The sequence below is a fragment of the Psychrobacter sp. JB193 genome (assembly GCF_002285555.1).
In the GTDB taxonomy this organism is placed as follows: Bacteria; Pseudomonadota; Gammaproteobacteria; order Pseudomonadales; family Moraxellaceae; genus Psychrobacter; species Psychrobacter alimentarius.
On sequence record NZ_NRGY01000002.1, the window covers coordinates 949050 to 971932 of the forward strand.

The 22883-nt window shown below is 43.0% G+C and carries 19 protein-coding genes; 10 read left to right on the forward strand and 9 right to left on the reverse strand.

From position 1 onward, the window contains the following. Nucleotides 1–10: 10 nt before the first annotated feature. The 3 genes from CIK80_RS12085 to CIK80_RS12095 form a co-directional block, all read right to left on the reverse strand. On the reverse strand, nucleotides 11–1714 hold the full coding sequence (locus CIK80_RS12085; RefSeq protein WP_095570192.1) for a sigma-54 dependent transcriptional regulator: 1704 nt from the start codon (nucleotides 1712–1714) through the stop codon (nucleotides 11–13). 125 nt (nucleotides 1715–1839) lie between these two features. Then, on the reverse strand, nucleotides 1840–3588 hold the full coding sequence (locus CIK80_RS12090) for an ATP-binding protein (RefSeq protein WP_095570193.1): 1749 nt from the start codon (nucleotides 3586–3588) through the stop codon (nucleotides 1840–1842). A 45-nt stretch (nucleotides 3589–3633) separates the two neighbouring features. Then, a complete protein-coding gene (locus CIK80_RS12095; RefSeq protein WP_062845054.1) occupies nucleotides 3634–4269 on the reverse strand; it encodes a response regulator in 636 nt (211 codons plus the stop codon). Nucleotides 4270–4685: 416 nt separating this feature from the next. Here CIK80_RS12095 and CIK80_RS12100 point away from each other — a divergent pair, with 416 nt between their 5' ends. Continuing rightward, on the forward strand, nucleotides 4686–5762 hold the full coding sequence (locus CIK80_RS12100; RefSeq protein ID WP_095570194.1) for a serine hydrolase: 1077 nt from the start codon (nucleotides 4686–4688) through the stop codon (nucleotides 5760–5762). An 82-nt stretch (nucleotides 5763–5844) separates the two neighbouring features. Beyond that, on the forward strand, nucleotides 5845–6513 hold the full coding sequence (locus CIK80_RS12105) for a thiamine phosphate synthase (RefSeq protein WP_095570195.1): 669 nt from the start codon (nucleotides 5845–5847) through the stop codon (nucleotides 6511–6513). Between the two features lie 10 nt (nucleotides 6514–6523). On the opposite strand, the gene CIK80_RS12110 is transcribed toward CIK80_RS12105, so the two are convergent. Further along, nucleotides 6524–6853 (reverse strand): TraR/DksA C4-type zinc finger protein, encoded by a 330-nt coding sequence (locus tag CIK80_RS12110; protein WP_095570196.1) that lies wholly within the window; start codon nucleotides 6851–6853, stop codon nucleotides 6524–6526. Nucleotides 6854–7315: 462 nt separating this feature from the next. On the opposite strand from CIK80_RS12110, the gene CIK80_RS12115 reads away from it, so the two are divergent. From CIK80_RS12115 to ruvB, 5 genes are all read left to right on the forward strand, one after another. Next, entirely contained in the window at nucleotides 7316–8530 is a 1215-nt protein-coding gene (locus tag CIK80_RS12115) for a phosphoglycerate kinase (protein ID WP_095570197.1), read from the forward strand. Between the two features lie 259 nt (nucleotides 8531–8789). Further along, entirely contained in the window at nucleotides 8790–9176 is a 387-nt protein-coding gene (locus CIK80_RS12120) for a hypothetical protein (RefSeq protein ID WP_095570198.1), read from the forward strand. Between the two features lie 442 nt (nucleotides 9177–9618). Beyond that, complete coding sequence (gene fba, locus CIK80_RS12125) at nucleotides 9619–10656, forward strand: class II fructose-bisphosphate aldolase (RefSeq protein WP_095570199.1); 1038 nt, start codon at nucleotides 9619–9621, stop codon at nucleotides 10654–10656. A gap of 73 nt (nucleotides 10657–10729) precedes the next feature. Further along, nucleotides 10730–11350 (forward strand): Holliday junction branch migration protein RuvA, encoded by a 621-nt coding sequence (gene ruvA / locus CIK80_RS12130; RefSeq protein WP_095570200.1) that lies wholly within the window; start codon nucleotides 10730–10732, stop codon nucleotides 11348–11350. Between the two features lie 178 nt (nucleotides 11351–11528). Then, complete coding sequence (gene ruvB / locus CIK80_RS12135) at nucleotides 11529–12509, forward strand: Holliday junction branch migration DNA helicase RuvB (RefSeq protein ID WP_062845046.1); 981 nt, start codon at nucleotides 11529–11531, stop codon at nucleotides 12507–12509. 127 nt (nucleotides 12510–12636) lie between these two features. On the opposite strand, the gene CIK80_RS12140 is transcribed toward ruvB, so the two are convergent. From CIK80_RS12140 to CIK80_RS12160, 5 genes are all read right to left on the reverse strand, one after another. After that, a complete protein-coding gene (locus tag CIK80_RS12140) occupies nucleotides 12637–14067 on the reverse strand; it encodes an FAD-linked oxidase C-terminal domain-containing protein (protein ID WP_095570201.1) in 1431 nt (476 codons plus the stop codon). A 232-nt stretch (nucleotides 14068–14299) separates the two neighbouring features. Then, nucleotides 14300–15958, reverse strand: coding sequence for an AarF/UbiB family protein (locus CIK80_RS12145; RefSeq protein ID WP_095570202.1), 1659 nt, complete (start codon nucleotides 15956–15958; stop codon nucleotides 14300–14302). An 81-nt stretch (nucleotides 15959–16039) separates the two neighbouring features. Further along, nucleotides 16040–16735, reverse strand: a complete 696-nt coding sequence (locus tag CIK80_RS12150; protein ID WP_095570203.1) for a hypothetical protein — start codon at nucleotides 16733–16735, stop codon at nucleotides 16040–16042. A gap of 110 nt (nucleotides 16736–16845) precedes the next feature. Next, nucleotides 16846–17883 (reverse strand): bifunctional demethylmenaquinone methyltransferase/2-methoxy-6-polyprenyl-1,4-benzoquinol methylase UbiE, encoded by a 1038-nt coding sequence (ubiE, locus tag CIK80_RS12155; RefSeq protein WP_257011781.1) that lies wholly within the window; start codon nucleotides 17881–17883, stop codon nucleotides 16846–16848. Nucleotides 17884–18098: 215 nt separating this feature from the next. After that, on the reverse strand, nucleotides 18099–18812 hold the full coding sequence (locus tag CIK80_RS12160; RefSeq protein WP_095570204.1) for a hypothetical protein: 714 nt from the start codon (nucleotides 18810–18812) through the stop codon (nucleotides 18099–18101). Between the two features lie 229 nt (nucleotides 18813–19041). Between CIK80_RS12160 and CIK80_RS12165 the strand changes: the two genes are divergently transcribed. The 3 genes from CIK80_RS12165 to CIK80_RS12170 all read left to right on the forward strand — a co-directional run bounded on the left by CIK80_RS12165 (nucleotide 19042) and on the right by CIK80_RS12170 (nucleotide 22883). After that, a complete protein-coding gene (locus CIK80_RS12165) occupies nucleotides 19042–20712 on the forward strand; it encodes an ATPase (protein ID WP_095570205.1) in 1671 nt (556 codons plus the stop codon). 202 nt (nucleotides 20713–20914) lie between these two features. Beyond that, the gene (locus CIK80_RS15525; protein ID WP_257011765.1) at nucleotides 20915–21043 is read left to right on the forward strand and encodes a hypothetical protein; all 129 of its coding nucleotides are present in this window, start codon (nucleotides 20915–20917) and stop codon (nucleotides 21041–21043) included. Between the two features lie 232 nt (nucleotides 21044–21275). Further along, nucleotides 21276–22883: an inorganic phosphate transporter gene (locus CIK80_RS12170; protein ID WP_062845040.1), complete on the forward strand. Its 1608-nt coding sequence runs from the start codon at nucleotides 21276–21278 to the stop codon at nucleotides 22881–22883.

The window sequence follows — 22883 nt, forward strand, 5'->3', positions numbered from 1 at the left end:
TAAAATACTATTAATCAACTTCATCTTCGGCGATGTCCAGTTTTTTCATGCGATAGCGTAAAGATCGAAAAGTCGTTCCTAGTAATTTGGCTGCCTGAGTTTTATTCCAGCCAGCTTGTTTTAAGGCGGTAATAATCAGCTGTTTTTCTTGTTCTTGTAGGTAGTGCTCTAACCCTTGAAGGGGCAGTTGCACGTCAGCCAGTTCGCTCAAGTTTGCCTTTTCACCTACATCCGGTTGATTTGATGCTTGAGTAATTGTCTCTACATCGTGACGGAGATTTGCATTGCTAAATGCTTCTGTTTGGCGACTAGCTTGACGCTGTACCATTGAAGGATAATGTTGCATATTAGTACGGTACGGGTGTAGATTAGTCGTCGGTTGCTCAGGGTTTATGGTCTTATCTGTGGATCGGATAGTGTCTTTGTTATCTTCTATTGATTGAGTGGTAATAGGTGCACTGTCTGTTTGATCAAGGCGCGTATCACTATCAGAATGATTATGACGAGCTTGAGAAGCGATTGGTTGATAACCCATACCGTCTTCTAGATCAGGAAGTCCCAAATGACTGATATCAATCAAGGATGTTTCTGCTAGAGTCACTGCACGCTCTAGTACATTACGCAGTTCACGGACGTTTCCAGCAAAATTATGCTGTTGCAATCGCGCGCGCGCCTCAATTGTTAACGAGGGCGGTGTTTCCAATTGCCATTCATGAGCAATCATTCCTAAGAAATGCTCAGCCAAAACAGGTATGTCATCACGGCGAGTATTGAGTGTCGGCAACTTTAATTCAATCACGTTGATGCGATAATACAAATCCTGTCTAAACGCACCCTCTTGTACAAGTTGACTTAAATTTTTGTGAGTGGCAGAGAGTATGCGAATATCAACGGGTATCTCTTTTGTGTCACCAATGGCTCTCACAGTTTTTTCTTGAATAGCACGCAGCAACTTGACTTGCATTGCAAGTGGCAAATCCGCGACCTCATCTAAAAATAACGTGCCACCATTTGCCTGTTGAAATAGGCCTTGTTTGTCAGCCACGGCACCTGTAAAACTGCCTTTTTTGTGACCGAAAAATTCTGACTCCATTAGCTCGGATGGTATCGCACCACAATTCACTGGCACAAAACTGCCATCCCTACGCGGACTGATATCATGAATCAGTCGAGCAACCACTTCTTTACCTGTACCTGACTCGCCTGATAAGAATACAGGGGCTTGTGAGCGTGCCAGCTTTAATATGGTATTTTTCAAAGGTGTCATCACGGCAGAATTACCGATCAGTCGAGCGTCTAACAGTTTTTGTTCAGGTGAAGATTCTGGTGTGACATTTGCCTCATTGTCTTGATGGATAACCTTTAAAGCGCTTTCTACCAGTTGACGTAGACGCGGTAACTCAAGCGGTTTATTAACAAAATCAAATGCCCCAAGCTTCAATGCCTCTATGGCAAGATCCATACTGCCATGCGCTGTAATAACAGCGATGGGACTGTTAGAGCTGTTACTGATTTCTTTTACCAATTCTAGCCCCGATCCATCAGGTAGCTTCAAATCAGTCAAACAAAAATCGTAATTGTTTTCTTGCCAATATGCTCTTGCTTGCGCCAACGTATAAGCCACATCGCTTTTGATACCCATTTTGGTCAACGTTATCTGCATTAATCGGCACAAATCCACTTCATCATCAACGACTAGTGCGGTAGTTGTCATACATCATCTCATTGTCTTCAATAGCTATTAAATGTTAAAAATCGACATACCATTCGGATAAAATATCTGATAGGAAGAGAATTTCTTACTCACAAAACACTTGTATTGACATTGCTTTTAACCATTTATACATAAGTATCAGAGTTGACAGCAGGCGCTATTAAGCGGAAGCAGGTTTTCTCGTGCTCAGGAACGTAAAGCAGACGGGCTTGGTTGGCCTCACAAAATGCTTGTGATAAATACAGCCCCAATCCAGTGCCTTTTTGATCCGTGGTAAAAAATGGATTGAACAGATGCTGCAACTCTTCGGCTTTCACGCCTGTGCCACCGTCCAATGCATCAATTATAACATCGTTATCGACACAATAAACCTCAATCTCTACATAAGCATGGGGGTGAGCATAGCTACTGTGACGCAGACCATTATTGATTAGATTGATTAAAACTTGCTCTAACTGATGGGTATCGAACGAGATAATAGGCTGTGTCTTTACGTGTAAGAAAACATCATGACCTTTGAAGTAGTTTTCCAAAAATACTGGAAGCCACTCAGCCAATACAATGGATTGCTGATTCGCCTTTTGTTGACGAGACAGTTTTAGGACATCTTCGATAATACGGTTCACACGTTTCGTTTGCGAAAATATCATTTTATAAAGCTCATGATTGCCCGCCATGTCAAGGTAAGAGGAACTGCTCTCTTGATTATCACTTGCAGCATTTTTGGCATCGAGTTCAGCCATATCTTCCATTAGCAACTGACTGGCTTGCGATATAGCAGCCAACGGGTTTCTGATTTCATGAGCAATACTGGCAGTTAGCTGCCCCAAAGAGGCCAGTTTTAACTGTTGCGCGCTGGCGTGTTCTCGGCGTAAATCTTCTAAAATAATGAGTTTGCTGTCGTCTTTTAATGGCGTGATTTGCACACGTAGCTTCCCAAATACAGAAGCATTTGCTATGGCAGGCAAGTCATAGGTAAAGCTGCGTGATTGACCGCTTGCTACTGACAAGCACGCTTTGAGCAGCTGTGTATGTTGTTTACTAAGCTTTTGCTGAAAGTTATTGAGTAGAGCCTGCCGTTTATCATTTTGTGTATTATTGATAGCTGTAGAGAGGTCTTGGGCGGCTGGGTCATGGGCCATACTCAGCAATTGATGTGCAGCAAGGTTTGCTAAAACAATACGTTGTTTGTCAATGACAATGACGCCGTTTACCATTTGTGTGATAACTTCTTGATTGATGACATTGAGTCGTTCAACTTCTCTGGCATGACTTGCTGCTACTTTTTCAAGCTGTACTAAGCGCTGTGAGAGAGACCAACTCAAAATACCAACTGCCAAAAAGCTGGCTGACATGAGTAGGGCGTCGCTTAGATTGGCCAAACTCATACTATTGGCAATGGCATAAAAAAACTGTTGATAAATAACAAAGATGATTGCCAGTAATGTGATGATTAACGCTTGTGAGCTATGCAGTAGCATAAAGCTGGCTGCTACAACAACCATGTATAACATGGTCAACTGTAAATCAGGTGCGCCAGCGGTATAAAGAAGTAAACTTAAAATGACGACGTCTAACACCAAACCAAAGGCTAGCTGACGCCGCATTTTTTTGGACACAACGTAAAACAAACCCAGCAAAATTAGGCTCAATAACACGTAAAAACTGAGTACCGTTTGCTGCAAGAAGCTTGGTAGCAATGAGCTATTATCAGTGCGCGCATTGATGTATACCATCAACATAAAAAACACGCTGACAATAAAGCGATAACTGCTATAGATCAGTCCCAATTTACGTAATTGCGGAAGAGGCAGCGTATCATCACGATGTAAGTACTGGATGACAGTCGAGACGATGTCAGTAACAGGTTTCATAATTGAACCGTTATAGAAGAGTTGCTAAGAGGATTATTGAGAAAGCTACGGTTGAATCAAACCATGGCGAATGGCCAAATGCGTCAACTTAACATCGCTATCAACGCCAACTTTTTCATAAATACGATAACGATAAGTGTTGATGGTTTTTACACTGACAAACAGCTGATCGGCGATTTGCTGAGGGCTTTGACAATTAACCACCATCATTGCGACCTGCTTTTCACGATCACTGAGCAAATCAAAAGGTGAGTTTGCATTATCTGATAATAAAACATCTGCTAATTGTTCAGCGACATCCTGACTAAAGTAGCGTCCGCCTTTATAAACTTTTTTGACGGCTCTGATCATCTCATCTAGCGGTGTGCCTTTAGTAATGTAACCATTGACACCGGCTTTAATGAGCATAGAAGGGTAAGGCTGAGATGCCATACTACTCACTGCCAATATTTTAAGTCCTAAATCAAGTTGAATTAAACGTTTGGTTGCTTCAAGACCACCAATATTAGGCATATTGACATCCAGTAAAATCACGTCAGGAAGCAATTGCTTGGCAAGCTTGATGGCCATATCGCCACTATCTGCTTCGCCCACAACCTCGATATCGGCACTATCTGACAACATACGGCTAATACCCATTCGTACCAAATCATGATCATCTACTACCAATACTTTAATCATAACTGTGCCTTTTATTATTTGTCAGAGTGAGAGTTGTTACACATACTGAATGATAGATAAATTTATGTCATCTAAATGATTGTTTCAATTTTTGAAAACGTGAAGTAATGTTAATAAATTATAAAGATATCATTCTTTAACATAACAGAACGTGAATGATTATAGCGGTTAAAATGAGCATACATTGCTGAAATGTGAACCAATGTTTCTAAAATATAAATTAGTTGTAGCAAAGTTTGAATTAGTTCAAAATAAATTACTAAATTGGCTTTGAAGATTAGACTTCAATTCAAACCATGATACACTAAAAATACCAAAACTCTATACGAGTACTTACAAACACATCCATAAACGCTACGTACGTTCTAGGCGTCAGAAAGCATGTCACTGACGTGATAACGGAAGCAGGAGGCATAATGAAGCAACTACCATTAACCAAACAGCAGCTAATCGCCGCTATGATTTCATTGAGTTTGGGCAGTGTTGCACAAGCCGCACTTACTATTAATGGTAGCACTGATACTGGCTCTAGTGCTCGCATGAGTTGGGGTGGGGCGGATAGCTTATCAGAAGCACGCAACATCATGTATAAATCCAACGGTTCTGCCATTAAAAAAGTCGATAATGGCTATGGCACGACCAACCTCACTAACACCAATAGCAATAACTTTGCTAGCAACAGTAACCGCTATAACACCACGTACCGCGGTGCATTCGGAAGTAGTGACATGATTCCGATCAGTACTGATTCGCGTAGTGTGGCTGTAATCGATGCTGAGACTGGTGAGTCTATTTATGAAAAAGATGCTGACATTGCGCGTCCTATGGCTAGTATCAGTAAATTGATGACCGCCATGGTGGTGCTGGATGCTGGTCTTGATATGCGTGAAGAGATCACGCTTGATCCTGAAGATTTCGTAGGTCCAAAACGCGCGAGCTCGAATCTTAAATCAGGTGATCGTCTAAACCGTGCCGAAATGCTATTGATGGCATTGATGAAATCAGAAAATCCAGCGGCAAAAAGTTTGGCGCGTAATTACCCAGGTGGCTATAGTGCCTTTATACGTGCAATGAACCGTAAAGCTCAAGATTTAGGGATGACCACGGCTTTCTTTGGTGATCCGACTGGTCTTGATAAGCGTAATGTTGCCTCATCAAATGATCTGGTCAAAATGGTACGTGCAGCTGGTAATTATGATGTGATTCGTCGTTTCTCTACGACCAAAAGCTATGATTTCTTTGTATCGAATTACTCTAATGGTAACCGTACTTATAAAGCCAATAATACTAGCATGCTGGTTCGTGCTGGCGATTATCCGATTGGTATCTCAAAAACAGGCTTTATCAATGAAGCCGGTCGTTGTGTCGTTATGGAAACACGTGTGAATAATCGTCCAGCGATTATCGTAATTTTAGGGGCGAACAGCTCAGCCACGCGTTGGGGCGATGCCAAAAATATCCTAAACAGTTTAGCGACTCGCCGCACCGTATAAGTTCACAGACTTAACGTTAATTAAAAAGGCTGTTATATCATATAACGGCCTTTTTATTGCGCTGAGATTAAGGATAAATTATATGACCCAATCAATCATTTCTACTATACCAAAGCTGTATCTACTGACCAACGATGATGAATTTGAGCTTCTCTATCAGAAGTTAGAAGCAGCGCTGGCAACAGGCCTTATCGGATTATTACAGGTTCGGCGCAAACAGGTATTGCAATTGCCAAATGGCAAGTTGAGGCTCTATGAAGAAGCTTCTAAGATTGTTGATTTGGCTCGCGCCCATAACGTACCAGTTGTGATCAATGATGACATTGAATTAGCGGCAGCACTTGGCGTTGGGGTACATCTTGGTCAGCAAGATGGCAATATCGATGATGCTAAACGGCGATTAGCTCCAAACCAAGTCATTGGTCGTACTTGCCATGGTGATGTAGCTCTTGTTAAGGAAGCGCAAAACGATGGCGCAACTTATGCAGCAATGGGCGCAATATTCACTTCTACAACCAAACCAAACGCCAATATTATTTCTCGTCAGCATCTAACTGATGGCTGTCAAGAGGATATAAAGATATGCGTAATAGGCGGTCTAACGGCAGAAAATGTGTCAGAGCTAACAGGTCTGCCAATCACTTATGTAGCGGTCGTGGGAGATGTGATGGATTTGTCTGTGGCGCAAATTGCTAATCGCTGTCAGCAATGGCAGCAAGCATTTTCGAATTGGAAAACGCCTGCAGTATGATAGTTTGAGCTTAAGCGGCATGCTCCATGCATAGAGTCGCGTAAGGTAAGGCTTCCAAACGTTGTGCTTCGATTGGCTCTCCGCATACTTCACATTCACCATAAGTGCCGTTTTCAATACGGCTTAAGGCATTTTCGACATAGATTAGACTTTGGCGTGCCTCGCTCTTAAGGTTTTGACGCATATCGTTTTGGCGATAAGAAATTGCCTGATCTTCCCAATGTTCATTGAGATCATCTTGTGGGTTTTGAATGTGATCTTCAATTTTATCGATTCGAGTCTCATACTCTTCTTTTAAGTTTAATAAACTTTCTTTAGCATGGTTTAAGTCAATACTCATAGTAATTTCCTAATGGGTTGTTTTTATTATTTACACGCCTAGCATAAAGGGCTTTATCGGCAACTACCACCACGAAATGTTACGGATGATTAAAGAGACGTTTAAACTTTTATGACTTTTTTGTCTACATAACTTGCATACAGGGCTGGTACAAAAACTAATGAGGTTTCAGTTTACTAGACGTTTTTTTATGGCTCTTGACAGAAAACTGGTAGAATACATCGCCGTCAATTCTTGCTGGTTTAGCCCCTTTAATAAAAGGATAAAATAAGCATAGATATGAGCGATAAAAAGTTTAAAAACGAATTGATAGAATCTACAGAATTTGCGAAATCAGCGGGTAATATGAATGTAAGAAGTAAGCGCTGATAAGCACCTTTCACAAAAACACTTTAGTAATGATAGTCACCTTAGTTTTTCAATAGACAGATTAATCGATAGATTGATGTATAGGAGCAGGTAATGAATTTTTTGCGCATGAGTGAGCTAAGCTTAACGGATAAAGTAGTGTTGATTCGAGAAGACCTAAATGTACCCATTAAAGATGGTAAAGTCACGAGTGATGCACGCCTGCAAGCAAGTTTGCCTACCATCAAATTGGCATTAGAAAAAGGCGCTGCTGTTATTGTTTGTTCACACTTAGGGCGTCCAACCGAAGGCACGCCTGAAACGATCTATTCATTGGCACCCGTGGCAGATTATTTGACAGACAAACTTGGATCACAGTTATCGACGCCCGTTAGTCTCAATCGCGATTATCTAACGCAAGGCGTGTCTATTAAAGCTGGCGAAGTCGTACTACTCGAAAACGTGCGCTTTAATACAGGTGAAAAGAAGAACGATGCCACTTTGGCCAAAAAATACGCCGACTTATGCGATGTGTTCGTAATGGATGCTTTTGGCACAGCGCACCGTGCGCAAGCATCAACTGAAGGTGTCACCCAAGCCATGCGCCAAGCCGACAAAACCGTGTGTGCAGGCCCACTATTGGCAGCTGAACTTGATGCATTGAGCTTAGCACTTGAAACGCCCGCGCAACCAATGTTGGCTATTGTTGGTGGATCAAAAGTATCTACAAAGCTAGAGGTTTTGCACAGTTTGGCAGAAGTTTGCTCACAAATCATCGTCGGTGGCGGCATTGCCAATACTTTCTTAGCCGCTCAAGGTCATAGTGTTGGCGCTTCTCTCTACGAAGCGGATTTGGTTGATACTGCTCGTGAGATCATGACTAAAACTGACATTTTATTGCCAGAGTACGTGGTCGTCGCCGATAAAAATGAGATTGATTTCGATGATTTCACTGGCTCATTGCAAAAGGCAACCGCCACTATTAAGTCGGTCGATATGATTGGCGATAACGATATGATATTGGATATTGCACCAGAAAGCGCCACTCAGCTTGCTGAAGCAGTTATCAATGCGAAAACCATTTTATGGAACGGGCCGGTAGGTGTTTTCGAAGTAGATGCTTTTGGCAATGGTACGCGAATTCTAGCCTCAGCGGTAAAAGACAGTGCCGCTTTCTCAATTGCAGGCGGCGGTGATACCTTAGCAGCCATTGATAAATATCAGATAGCCGATGGGGTAAGTTATATGTCTACAGGTGGTGGTGCTTTTCTAGAATTTGTAGAAGGCAAAGTACTCCCAGCCGTAGAAGCGTTGCAAATCGCAGTATAATCCTTTAACGGATTTCTTGATTTATTAACATTAGATGTACAGTTGGTGGTAGGTATCTAAGTTAGGCTATAAAAATAATGTGGTGACAAGCTGATTTTAAAATTTATTAGTAAGCGTTTTGGAAGTGGCTGGTCATTGATTATTATTAAGTAGTAATTATTTGTTTCTATAATGAAAATTATGATTGCATGTCTCATTTGTGCTCTATAAAATAGCGCAACCATGTATTTTGACATGCTTTATTGATGAGAGGTTTATTATGTTAAAACGTCATTTATTACTTGCTAGCGTATTGGCTGGTACTTTCGCAGTTACTGCTTGTAGCCAACAAACAGAAGACAATGCTGAAGCTGCTGTTGAGTCTGCTGGTGATGATACCGCTGCAAACGCTAACGCTGCTGCTGCTGAAACTCAAGAAACAGCTGCTGAAGCTGAAGTTGCTGCACAAGATGCAGGTGCTGAAGTTGCTGAAAGCGCTGAAACTGCTGGTGCTGATGCTACCGATGCACTAGCAAATACTGGTGAAGCGGTTGTGGTAGGCGCAAATGAAGCCGTTGCCAATACTGCTGAAGTGGTTGCCGATGGCGCATCTGCTGTTGAGAATAAAGCCAGTGAAAATGCAGTAGAAGCAGAGCAGCAGTACTAAGCATTTAATGAATGACCAAGCAAGTCGCAGATCTATGATTCGCTAAAGCACAATAAAGGTCGTTCATTTCCTTATAAGCCCTCAAAATACTAGAAAAGCCTTGGTAATTACCAAGGCTTTTTGCATTGCCAATTTTTAATTTCATTTATTGTCGTTAAGTGCAAGGCTTGTGCACAACAAAAGCTAAATCTGCAAATAGATAGATAAACAAATAGTGTGGCAACGGCTACGAAGACCGCGCATTTTTTGCTATAATTGTCGCGCACTAATGACCCTGTATTGCTTATTCCAAAGACGAAGGATAACTGTGCGTGACTTATCACGCGTTAATCGTTATCACGTCAAAGGTTTCGGGTTAGTGATTCTCACGTTTTATTCCAAAAGCGGTTGTTTGAAAAGTTGTTTTTAATTCATTATTCAAAATTTAATCAGAGAGCGTTTTATGGCTTTAATATCCTTGCGTCAACTTCTAGATCATGCTGCTGAACATAACTATGGTGTGCCTGCCTTTAATGTCAATAATTTAGAACAGATGCGTGCAATCATGATGGCTGCGGATGCTTGTGACTCACCTGTCATTGTCCAAGCCAGTGCTGGTGCCCGTAACTATGCAGGATCCGCATTTCTGCGTCATCTGATTATCGCAGCTATCGAAGAATGGCCACATATACCAGTGGTCATGCATCAGGATCACGGTATGTCTCCTGCTATTTGCCAACGCTCAATTCAACTTGGTTTTTCATCCGTGATGATGGATGGCTCGCTTGGTGAAGACGGTAAAACGCCGATGGATTATGATTATAATGCCAGTGTTACCCGTGAAGTAGTTAAGATGGCACATGCTTGTGGTGTTTCCGTAGAAGGCGAGATTGGCTGTTTGGGAAGTCTTGAAACAGGTATGGCAGGCGAAGAAGACGGCTCTGGCGCAGAAGGCGTATTGGAGCACGATCAGCTATTGACCAGTGCTGACGAAGCTGAACAATTTGTTAAAGATACCAATGTCGACGCACTGGCCATTGCTATTGGTACCAGTCATGGCGCTTACAAGTTCACGCGCCCACCAACAGGCGATATTTTATCTATTGAGCGCGTAAAAGAAATCCATGCCCGTATTCCGAATACTCACCTTGTGATGCATGGCTCATCGTCAGTGCCACAAGAGTGGCTAAAAGTGATCAATGAAAATGGCGGTGATATCGGCGAAACTTATGGCGTACCTGTTGAACAAATCGTAGAAGCGATTAAGCATGGCGTACGTAAAGTGAATATCGACACCGATTTGCGTTTGGCGTCAACTGGTGCTATTCGTAAATTCCTTGCAGAAAATCCAAGTGAGTTTGATCCACGCAAATACTTCAAAGCCTCTATGGTAGCCATGTCTGATATCTGTACCAATCGTTTTGAAGCATTTGGTTCAGCAGGTCAAGCCCATAAGATTCGCCCGATCAGCCTTGAAGGTATGGTTAATTTTTATCAGTAATTCAGACCAAGAAAAGCTGGTTATTGACGATAATATGGCATGCTCATGGCAGCCCCTATAAGAGGTAGTAGTGATGATTGGATTGATTACCGGACAGGTGCAGTATCTGATGGCACCCATGGTTTGTATCATGACGACCTCTGGTGTGGGTTATGATATCGAGCTGCCATTACCGTCATTCTGTCAATTGCATCTCAATGAGCAGGCCAGTATTTGGACGCATTTTCATGTGCGTGAAGATGCGCAACTGCTTTTCGGTTTCATTGATCGTAAAGAGCGCGATGTCTTTCGTCAGTTGATTAAAATCAATGGCGTAGGAGCAAAAATGGCGTTAGCCATGCTGTCTGCGATGTCAGCTGCTGAACTGAAGATGCATGTGGAACAAGAGTCAGAGACAGCCTTGACTCGTATCCCAGGTATTGGTAAAAAAACAGCACAACGCCTACTGATTGAACTCAAAGATAAGCTTAAAAACATCGAAGTTGATAATACCTCTCTAGAGTTTACACATCAGCCTATAGTTGTGTCTCACGAAGGCAGTATCGTCGCTGAGGTAGAAGGCGCATTGATCAGCTTGGGTTATAAGGAAAGAGAAGCTCAGCAAGCCATCAAAGCGGCAAAAAGTAATGGCGATGTGTTCGCTGATACTCAAGGACTTCTAAAGGCCACGTTAAAACAGCTCTCCGGCTTTTGATGTTCCCAAATTCGATTCGACGAAAGCCATTATTGATAAGTATCAAAACAATAAGCGACATTAGATGTCGCTTATTTTCGTTCTGGTAAGGGTTTTATGAGGTTTCGCATGACTTATTCGTAGCGTTTGGTTATGCTATTTGGTACTCAATTTTTTTAATATAATGATAGAACTTATGATGCAAGATCGTTTAATTAATCCGCTAGAAGGAGCCAGTGATGCTCCAGACGCCAATATTCGCCCAGCATTACTGGCAGAGTATATTGGTCAGCCGGTTGTACGTGAGCAAATGGAAGTTTTTATTGGTGCTGCACGAGGTCGTGATGAGGCGCTGGATCATACGTTGATTTTTGGTCCACCAGGTTTGGGTAAAACGACGCTTGCCAATATCATCGCTCGTGAAATGGGTGGCAATCTGCGTTCGACTTCAGGCCCTGTCCTTGAGCGACCAGGTGATTTGGCAGCGATGTTGACCAATTTAGAAGCAGGTGATGTGTTATTTATCGATGAGATTCACCGCTTAAGTTCGGTGATTGAAGAGATACTTTATCCAGCCATGGAAGATTTTCAACTTGATATTATGATTGGTGAAGGGCCTGCTGCACGCTCTATCAAGCTTGATTTACCTCCTTTTACATTGGTTGCAGCGACGACAAGAGCAGGGTTATTGACATCGCCTTTACGTGATCGCTTTGGTATTGTTCAGCGTCTTGAGTTTTATAATATTGCTGATCTGACAACGATTGTCAGCCGAGCAGCTCGTCTCATGCGTGTACCAATGAGTGAAGACGGTGCGATTGAGATTGCTCGTCGTGCTCGTGGTACTCCTAGGATTGCCAATCGCCTGTTACGCCGTGTGCGTGATTATGCCGAAGTTAAAGGTGATGGTAGCATCAACGGGGCAATAGCGGGTAGTGCGCTGGATATGCTAGCGGTTGATAGACGTGGTCTTGATCATTTAGACAGACGTTATATTGAAATACTGCACGAGCGTTTTGATGGGGGACCTGCGGGCGTAGAAGCCGTCGCAGCAGCCATGGCGGAAGACCGCGGTACGCTTGAAGATGTGATTGAACCTTATCTCATTCAACAAGGATATGTACTGCGTACCGCTCGTGGACGTGTATTGACTCAAATGGCCATTGACCAGATGTTATAGTACTGCACTGTAAAAAATGACAGATGATGTGTTTATATACTGCAGTGGCAATAAGGTTAAAGGGTTGGTAAAAAATGCGCGTGCTTCCATTAATAGCACACGCATTTTTTATTGGGATAAGAGTTATTTAGGCAGAAGCAGGTATAGGGTGGGGCCAAATCTTACCTGGATTTAAGATATTGTTGGGATCAAGGGCAGCCTTAATTGCTTGCATTAGCACCAAAGCGTTTCCATGCTCTTGCTGCATATATTTTTGTTTGCCTTGACCAATGCCGTGCTCACCTGTACAGGTGCCATCCATCTCAATAGCACGCTTGGCGAGTCGACCTATAATATCTTCAGCTGTTGCTATTTCTGTAGGATTATTCGTATCGACCAGTAACAGAACATGGAAATTACCATCACCGACGTGCCCCACGATAGGCCCAATCATACCAGATGCTTCGATATCCTTTGCCGTCTCACTGACGCACTCAGCTAGACGTGAGATAGGCACGCAAGCATCGGTAGATAAGGCACTGGCTTTAGGTCTCAGAGCAGAACTGGCATGATAAGCATTGTGCCGTGCTTGCCAAAGACGTTTGCGCTCAGCTTCATTGGTGTCCCAAGAAAAATCTTTACCACCAAACTCTTCGATGATCTCCGTAAATATTTGCGCTTGCTCTTGAACACTTGCTTCTGTGCCATGAAACTCTACAAGTAACGTTGGAGTTTCGGTCAGACTCAGATTATCATACTGATTACAGGCTTTGATTTGCAAGGCATCAAGCAGCTCAATACGAGCAATAGGCAAGCACATTTGAATGGTCAGCATCACGGCTTGACAGGCGTCTTCAATGGTTGGAAAATGACAAATGCCGCTGCCAATACACTCACTGATGCCAAATAGTTTGAGCGTAATCTCTGTGACAATACCAAGCGTTCCTTCTGAACCTATCATTAATCGCGTTAAGTCATAACCGGCCGCTGATTTTTTGGCGCGTGTCCCTGTTCGCACAATGTCGCCATTTGCCGTGACCACCTCTAAAGCAAGTACCACGTCTTTCATGGTGCCATAACGTACAGCATTGGTACCTGACGCGCGAGTGGCAACCATGCCGCCAATACTGGCATTAGCACCAGGGTCTATCGGAAAAAATAATCCAGTATCACGTAAGTAATGATTCAATTGTTCACGCGTCACGCCCGGCTGTACAGTAACGGTCAAATCCTCATTGTTGACCTGCAAAATAGCATCCATGGCATGCATATCGATGCAAAGTCCACCAAAAGGTGCATTTAATTGACCTTCTAAAGAAGAGCCAATACCAAAGGCAATCACTGGCATATGGTGTTGATTGCAAATCTCTACCGCAGCAGCGACGTCATGTTTATCCTGTACAGTCAATACGGCATCGGGCGGCTGATTGGCAAGCCATGTCATGGTATGACCGTGTTGCTCACATACTGCTGTATTGGTACTGAGCTGTTGACCGAAGCGGATTTTTAAATCAGCAATCGCAGTACCATAATCTGGTTTTATACTGTCGTTCATAATAGAGTCTGGCAGAGAAGACATGACTGGCTCCTACATGTAAAAGGTATTTTCAGCCAAGCAAACAAAATATAAAGCTGAGTGATCACTTACTTTATATTTTGTTTGAAAGATAAGCAAACGAAGAGGTAGAAACCACACTCAAACGGAAGGAGCGTTTATTATAAAATATCGTGAAGTCATAACAATTCACGAACACTATTGTCATAAAGTACTATCGTCGTAAAATATTGTCGCCGTGAATAGTATCAATAAATTAAGCTAGAATACGCCAAACCACCATTAAGAGTGCCAACAAATAAAAGAGTGGTGCAAACCATCCAACTTGTGTTGCAATCGCAATAAACACCGCAAATCCTGCCAGTGTTATCCAGTCACGGCGGCGATCATTGAGCATATCAGCCCGTATTTGCTGTATTTCTCGCAGTTGACTGTCTTGACGTGAGCCTTGTGAGGCCAGACTTTGTAATCCTTGATCGAGTAATTTAGGAATATCAGTGGTGGATAACAAAAGCTCTGGCAACTGTGCTCTTAGCTGTTGCAAGTTACGCATAGGATCTAGTTGTTCTTTAATCCAGCTGCTTAAAATAGGTTTGGCAAGGGACCAAATATCAAGATCGGGATAGAGATCGCGCCCAAGTCCTTCCACATGAACTAAGGTTTTAAGGAGCAGCATTAACTGTGGTGGAATACTCATATGATGGCGACGCGCAATGTCCAAAATCTGCATCAATACACCTGCAAAATCGATGTCATTAATGGATTTTTGTAGCATTGGACCGACTGTGCGTTTCATATCGCGCATCAATGCATGCTTATCGGTATTGGGCGGTATCCAGCCAGCACGGCTGACAATATCGACCATTGCCGTAAAGTTGTTATTCATGACTGCCAATAACATACGCGCTACGATCAGTTGATCGTCTTTTGACAAGGTGCCCATAATGGCGCAATCGAGTCCGATATAGCGCGGCTCATGACCTAAGTCTACTGCTGACATATCAGTACTGAGTGTTTTTACAGGGGGTGTTTCTACAAAAATATTGCCCGGATGCATATCGGCATGAAAAAAATTGTCACGAAAGACTTGAGTAAAAAATATGGTTAAGCCTTTTTCTGCCAGTGCGGCACGGTCATAACCAAGCTTATCAAAAACTTCTACTTGTGAGATAGGAACACCTTGAATACGTTCCATTACTATCACATTTTTGGCAGCATCGTAGACTTCAGGCACATACATCAATGCCGAGCCTAAGAAGTTGTTACGCATTTGCGTGGTGTTGTCTGCTTCAAGCGTCAAATCTAGCTCGTTGAGCATGACTTGACGGTAATCTTCGACAATATCGATGATATGTATCGCTCGTGCTGCTTCAATACGCGCGGATGCCCAATTGGCAAGCTCACGTAATAGCTCAAAGTCATCAACGATGGTGGTACGAATATCGGGACGCACCACCTTGATAACTACTTCACGCCCATCATGCAAAGCAGCGGTGTGCACCTGAGCGATTGAGGCGGCCGCTAAGGGTTTGACGTCGAAACGGGCAAACAACGTCCCGATACTTTGGCCAAGACCATGTTTGGGATCTTGTATTTGCTCAATGGCGACATTGGAGTCAAATGGTTTGACCTTGTCTTGTAGTTGTACCAGCTGCGCAATGATTTCAGGCGGTACCAGATCACGACGGGTAGAGAGCAGTTGTCCCAGTTTTAAAAACAGGGTACCCATGTCTTCAAGCGCAAATTTAATGGCATTGGGTTGATTTTTTTTACCCCAAGCGGCTGGGTGCAAGCGAATTAACCGTGCAACAGGTTGCAGCTGCGGCGCTTCTTCTACAGAGAGGTGCGTGTCAATACGGTAAGTTGCGGCAATACGCCAAAGCTCTAGTAAGCGTGCGCGATGAGATAATAGCATGTGATATAGGTACTCTAAAGAAAGTCGAAAACAGAACGGGGCTGTACTTATTTATAGAAAATGCTTAGTCAGTAGTAATAATCATCGATTATTCATCCATTGAGCCTGCTCATTTTTGATAGCAGCCAATCTGGCTTCTTCACGCTCAATATCAGAACGCAGCTTTAGCAGTTGCTGCTTGAGGTCATTCACTTCTGCCGCCTCAGTGGGATCGGCTGCACGGTTACCTGCGACGTCATTGGCCCAATCACTCACATCATCAAAAGCGCGTTTGGCACTATGGCGCCAGCTGCCTTTGAGCTGCGATATCAGCAGATGCAACTGACTTGCCATCGGTCTACCAATAAAAGGCTCTAGTTGAGCTGCGACATCTGGATCAAAGCCTGCCACCAATTGCTTGAGTTGCATCAAGACCTTATAGTCACCAGCAATTGGTAAATTGCCTTCAGCACCGCGCATTAGATTCAGTAATTGCGCTGGGTTATCAACGCTGATGACACAGTCAGGGCAGCTATGACCCATCCGCGCGCGCTCCATACTGGCTTTTTGGCGTTCATCCATCTGACCACTTGGTTCAAATACGCTCTCTGTCATCACAGGCTCGAACCGCAGCCGATCATGAGTGAATAAGATATCTAAGTCAATGTCAGGCACAGCCATGTTTAGTCGTAGCACTTTTCCTGCGAGCGGTGCCAATCCAGCTTTGGTAATCTCGTCACTTGCAATAGCAAAGTTAATTAGCTTTTCGGCACCCGCCAAAAGTAGGACAGTTAGCATAAGGCTCTCGCATCTTTGGTTGAGCGCCTGTAAAAGACGCATCGTTTATAGAATCAGTGGTTACGACCAGTTGAGATTGTCAGTTTTATTCTCTTATTGATTTTTTATCATTACGCTTTAAAACCACGATGCACAGCGACAATACCAGCGGTTAGATTATGATAATCACAGTTCTCAAATCCAGCCTGTTGCATCATTTGTTTCAACGTCTGCTGATCAGGATGCATACGGATTGATTCAGCCAAATATTGATAACTCTCAGAGTCATTGGCAATAATTTTACCCATCATTGGTAATGCGGTAAATGAGTACAAATCATATGCTTTCGACAGTGGCTCAAACACAGGTTTTGAGAATTCTAAGATTAGTAATCGACCGCCTGGTTTGAGTACACGATACATGGCTTTTAGAGCCGCATCTTTGTCGGTGACGTTGCGTAGACCAAAGCTGATGGTGACCAAATCAAAACTCTCATCATCAAAAGGCGCTAAGGTTTCAGCGTTTGCTAGGACAAAATCTACGTTGTTGCAGCCAGCATTGATTAAGCGCTCACGACCTACTTCTAGCATGGCAGCATTGATATCTGATAATACAACGTGCCCGTTTCTACCCACTTCACGGCTAAAGACTTTGGCTAAGTCACCCGTACCGCCAGCGATATCAAGTACATGCTGACCAGAACGCACGCCTGATAAGCTGATCGCGTAGCGTTTCCATAGGCGATGAATACCAAAAGACATCAAGTCATTCATGATGTCGTATTTTTTGGCAACAGAGGTAAAGACATCAGCCACACGTGCTTGTTTTTCTGCCTTATTAACTGTTTTATAGCCGAAATGCGTTTCCTCATTGCCATCAGTATCAGGCGTATGCGGGTTATTGATGTCATCACGCTGATTAAATAGTGTTTGCTTAGGAATTTGAGTGTTGGCGCTGCTGCTGACGGTATTATTTATAGGTTTATTCAAACTATCATTATTTGTATTATTGTTTGGCATAGTGGTTTGTTGGCCTTGTGGCGCTCCAGTTGGTAGATCTTGTACTTTGGTAAAATCATTGGTATCGAATGGGTGAGCGCTGTCTTTTTTCACGGTTTCAGCAGCTTTGGTAGGTAAAGCAGATTGTCTTGCTTGAGCTTGTGCACTGATATTTTGGTTATGAGCAATGCTGTCTTTGACCAGTTTGTCTTGGAGGTGACCATTGGTAGACGTCGTCTGGTCATGAGGTACGTTATTGTTATTGGTAGTATCGGTCATAGCATTGTCCTTTATTCAGTATTGTGACTGTATTTTATGCAGGTTGTTTTTATGCAGATTTCTTATAAAAGGTATAAAGTAATCGTCAAGTCAGCGAGTTATAAACTCTATGATACACCAAACGCTAATGGCTTACCGCCATTATCCGTATCATGCACTTGGTCAATGATTTCAAGCTCGCGCTCACAAAACGGTTCAATGAATCCGCCAACACTGTCTAGTGGACGCATCGCGACAAACCCAGCGTTAATAAAATCATATAAAGGATGATAGTTATAACGGTAGGCAGTACCTTTGGCTAGAGCAAAAGCTTTTTGCAACATAAAAGAGTTAATATACTTATCTGTGCGATAGCAAACTTCTTTTAAATGCCCAATTTGCACACGTCGAGCGTCTGCTTCATCGACAGCACGATAAGCGGCCAACATATTGTCTTCATTGACGGCCAAATCTTGAGTCAATAGCCACTCGGCCAAATGCAAGTCCAATTCTATCGCTAAAATAGCAGCTTGTATCGCCATACTGCCTGTTTCTAGGGCCGCCGCTGGTGCTAAACGTTCAACTTTTTGCGCTTTAGGAACAATGCGCTCTAATTGCTTGGCCAGTAGTTTAAACTCATCCCCGCCATACAATTGGGTTAAAAAATAATCCGCCATCAGTTGGTTCTGCGGCTGCTCAAACAGTGCTTGATGAGTGTGCTGAATACGAGCACGTTGCCAAGCTTGTACCTCATCAAGTTTGGTATTTAATGCCACGTCTTGATGATAAGGTAATGCCCAAAAACGGGCCAAATGCTGCTGTAAATCGGCTAAAGCTGCCATGACAAGTAAACCTACGTAAAATTAAAGAGAAATAAAAAATGGCAATCATATGATGGTTATTCTTATGCTTATCGTTGTCTATTAAAGCACGCATCTAAGATTGTGTTCACCTTAAAAGAAAACAATGCAGAATACAAATGCCAAACTGTTACATAGCATCGTTATTTACTGAATGAGTCGAGTGCTATGATTAAGCTGACATGCTTTCAATTATAAAGGGATTGTAGTTATGAGCCAAAAGAATAATAAGACTGAAGCTGCGATACCGCAAGCGGTCAGTGCTCAGTTTAGCGAAGACGTTATTGAGCAGCGTTTAATACCAAACCCTTTGAGCCAGTTTTCTATGGACAAAGATACTCTTAGATTGGCTTTGGTTACTGCTCAATATGCTCTGCGAGCAACGCGGCAACGAGCCCCAGTCACCACCAATAAGCCAACAGGGATATTGGTACTGGTTAATGGGATGGAGCAGGCGGGCAAGGGGACAGCCGTCAAGCAACTTCGAGAGTGGGTAGATCCAAGGTTACTAAAGGTGGAGGCGACCGTTGGTGGCTGTCCTCTAGCGTATCAACCGATTTGGCAGGCACACACCAAGATGATGCCGCGTCATGGTGATGTGATGGTATATTTTGGTAACTGGTATGCAGATTTACTCTATAACACCATGCGTATGGCCATAGCAGAAAGTAAAGATACGGATGAAAGCTCAGAAGATAACGAGTATAAAAAGGTAGGTTGGCAAGCCTATTTTCAGCAGCAACTTGTCAAACTGCAAACGTTTGAAAAAGACTTAGTGGCCAATCAAACCAAACTACTTAAGTGTTGGTTACACGTCGACGTTGAAACGCTACAAGCTCGCCTGAACGATACAGAAGCAGACCCACAGTTTTTGTATCAAATTGATTGGCACAATGAAAAAGTGATTGAAACCTTTAACGAGGTAGCCGTAACGCTACTACGACAGCAAGATGATTGGATTATCATAGATGGCAAAGATAAATCTCAAGCGGCCAATCATTTTTGTCATGAAGTACTACAAGCAATGCAAAACGCGCTAACGAGTAGTCAGCCAAGTACGACAAAAAGTCAGGTAAAGCAATCACTGTCCAATAAATCAACGCTTCATAAGTCAAAATCTGATAAAACACTTGAGTCAGCGTTTGAACCAGTCAAAATACCTGCGTATTTAAAAGATATCGAAAATTCAAAAATAGAGAAAGCTGACTATCAGAAAGCGTTAACAGCAAAGCAAGCACGTCTTGCCGAACTGCTTCGTGCTCGTAATGGTCATCACGTGATTTTTGCATTTGAAGGCATGGATGCGGCGGGTAAGGGTGGCGCCATCAAAAGATTGGTTGCGCCTCTGGATCCTCGTGAGTATCAAATTTATAATATTGGCGCGCCAATGCTATATGAAACAGAGCATCCTTATCTATGGCGTTTTTGGACAAAACTGCCAAATCAGCAAACCGATCGCATCAGTCGTATTGCCATTTTTGATCGTACTTGGTACGGGCGCGTATTGGTTGAACGTGTCGAAGGGTTCGCCGCTGATGAGGATTGGCAGCGCGCTTATGATGAAATCAATCGTTTTGAGGCAGATCTTGCAGCAGTGGGCACAGTTGTTATCAAATATTGGCTTGCCATTGATAAAAAAGAGCAGCTAAAACGTTTTGAAGCCCGCGAAGAGACACCGCACAAACAATTTAAATTAACAGAGGATGATTGGCGCAATCGTGATAAATGGTCAGACTATGTTCAATCTGCCGCTGATATGCTGGCACGTACTGACACAGCTGATGCTCCATGGTGCGTGGTAGCAACCAATAACAAACGTCAAGCGCGTTTAGAGGTTCTAGATCACGCGATTAAGCAGCTATCAGCAACCTATGGCCTATGATAGCTGCTTAATGTCTATTTTATAACTGAGATTTTATCGCTACGTATACGTGACAGTCAGGCTTTTCATCTCGAAACAGCCCACGCAAAAAGGGTATAATTGAGCATTGAACGAAGAAATTATCCATACAACGCATGGATAGTTACAAATCTCGCAATATCATCATGCATTGTGCGCTTATATTTAATATAATAGGCGCGTTATGACTTCTGTTAGACATGAAACAATCTTATTGGACAGAATGTTCTTATCGCTGGATATGGTTGACCTAACTGTGTTGGTCAATATTGCAACAGACGCAATTACCGTATCATTAGCACCATTACAATAGTATCACTACGAAATATCTAAGCCGCAAGATGCTGTAATCAGATGATTTGGCAACGCTACTTGCGGCTTTGTGACATATTGGGTGATGTGTTTTTTGCTTTATCTCGTCTTTTTGATTTAAGTAAGAGAAATAAGTAGATCGAATGTTAAAAGTAAACAAAATCGCTGGATATACAGCGTAATATCATCAACCGCATATAATTTCAATCAGCTTACGCAGGACGTATCAACGTATGGGTATTAGCAACAGTTCTACAGAACCAGCAAAATCAGTTGGCTCTATGAGAATAAATCTATTTTTTGCCATTTTACTGATTGCGATGACCGCCTACTTTTTGTGGTGGGGTCTAGATTACACAATGCGTCAACAGATGACGCTTTTTATTGTTGCGACCGCTTTTGGTGTCTTTATGGCATTCAATATTGGTGGTAATGATGTCGCTAACTCCTTTGGTACCTCTGTTGGTGCAGGAACACTGACGATTCCGCAAGCCTTAGGTATAGCAGCGATATTTGAGGTCTCTGGTGCAGTACTGGCAGGTGGTGAAGTGACCGACACCATTCGAAGTGGAATTGTCGATTTAGACGGGTTGTCAGTGTCACCCAACCAGTTTATTTACGTCATGTTATCAGCACTTATCGCTGCCGCATTTTGGTTGTTGTTTGCAACCAAAAAAGGATTACCTGTTTCAACCACTCACGCCATTATCGGCGGTGTCATTGGTAGCTCAATCGTATTAGGTATCACGTTAGGTGGTACTGATATGGCTCTATCTACAGTAGATTGGGGCACTGTTGGGACTATTGCTATTTCTTGGGTATTATCTCCTTTATTAGGTGGCGTTTTTTCTTACCTTTTATACGGACAAATCAAGAAAAATATCATTGAATACAATGATAGAACAGAGGCACACATTGCAGTGCTCAAAGGGGACAAAAAGACCTTAAAGCAAAACCATAAAGAGTTTTTGGACGGCCTCACTGAGTCAGAGCAACTGGCTTATACGTCAGCGATGCTGCGCGATCAAGAAATCTATAAAGATGATGATTGCGTTGTTGAAGATTTGGAAACCGACTATTATAAGCAGTTATATGAAATCGAAAACGAGCGTGGCAGCCTTGATACGCTAAAAGCACTCAAGCAATGGGTGCCTATCATTGCAGCGGCTGGCGGGGCAGTGATGACGTCTTTGGTCGTGTTCAAAGGTCTTAAAAACGTCAATAGTGGTATGACGACGCTGCAAGGTTTTTTAATCATGGGCATGATTGCGGCGCTCGTATGGTTAGCAACCTTTATTTATACCAAGAGTATTCGCGGTAAGCATAAAGAAGATTTGACCAAAGCGACGTTTATTATGTTTAGCTGGATGCAGGTCTTTACTGCTTCTGCTTTTGCCTTTAGTCATGGCTCTAATGATATCGCTAATGCCGTGGGTCCTTTTGCTGCCATCATGGATGTCATTCGTACCAATAGTATTTCTACAGAAGCCGCTGTACCACCTGCTGTAATGTTGACATTTGGTGTGGCGCTTATCGTGGGTCTTTGGTTCATCGGTAAAGAAGTCATTCAAACAGTAGGTACAAACTTGGCAAAAATGCATCCTGCTTCTGGTTTCTCTGCTGAGCTGGCGGCAGCGGCTGTTGTTATGGGTGCCTCTACCATGGGTCTACCTGTATCGAGTACGCATACGCTAGTTGGGGCTGTACTTGGTATTGGTATTGTCAATAAAGATACTAACTGGGCGCTTATGAAGCCAATTGGCTTGGCGTGGATTATTACGCTACCTGCTGCAGCTATCATGTCTGCCATCAGTTATCTGGTATTGAGAAGCATTTTCTAA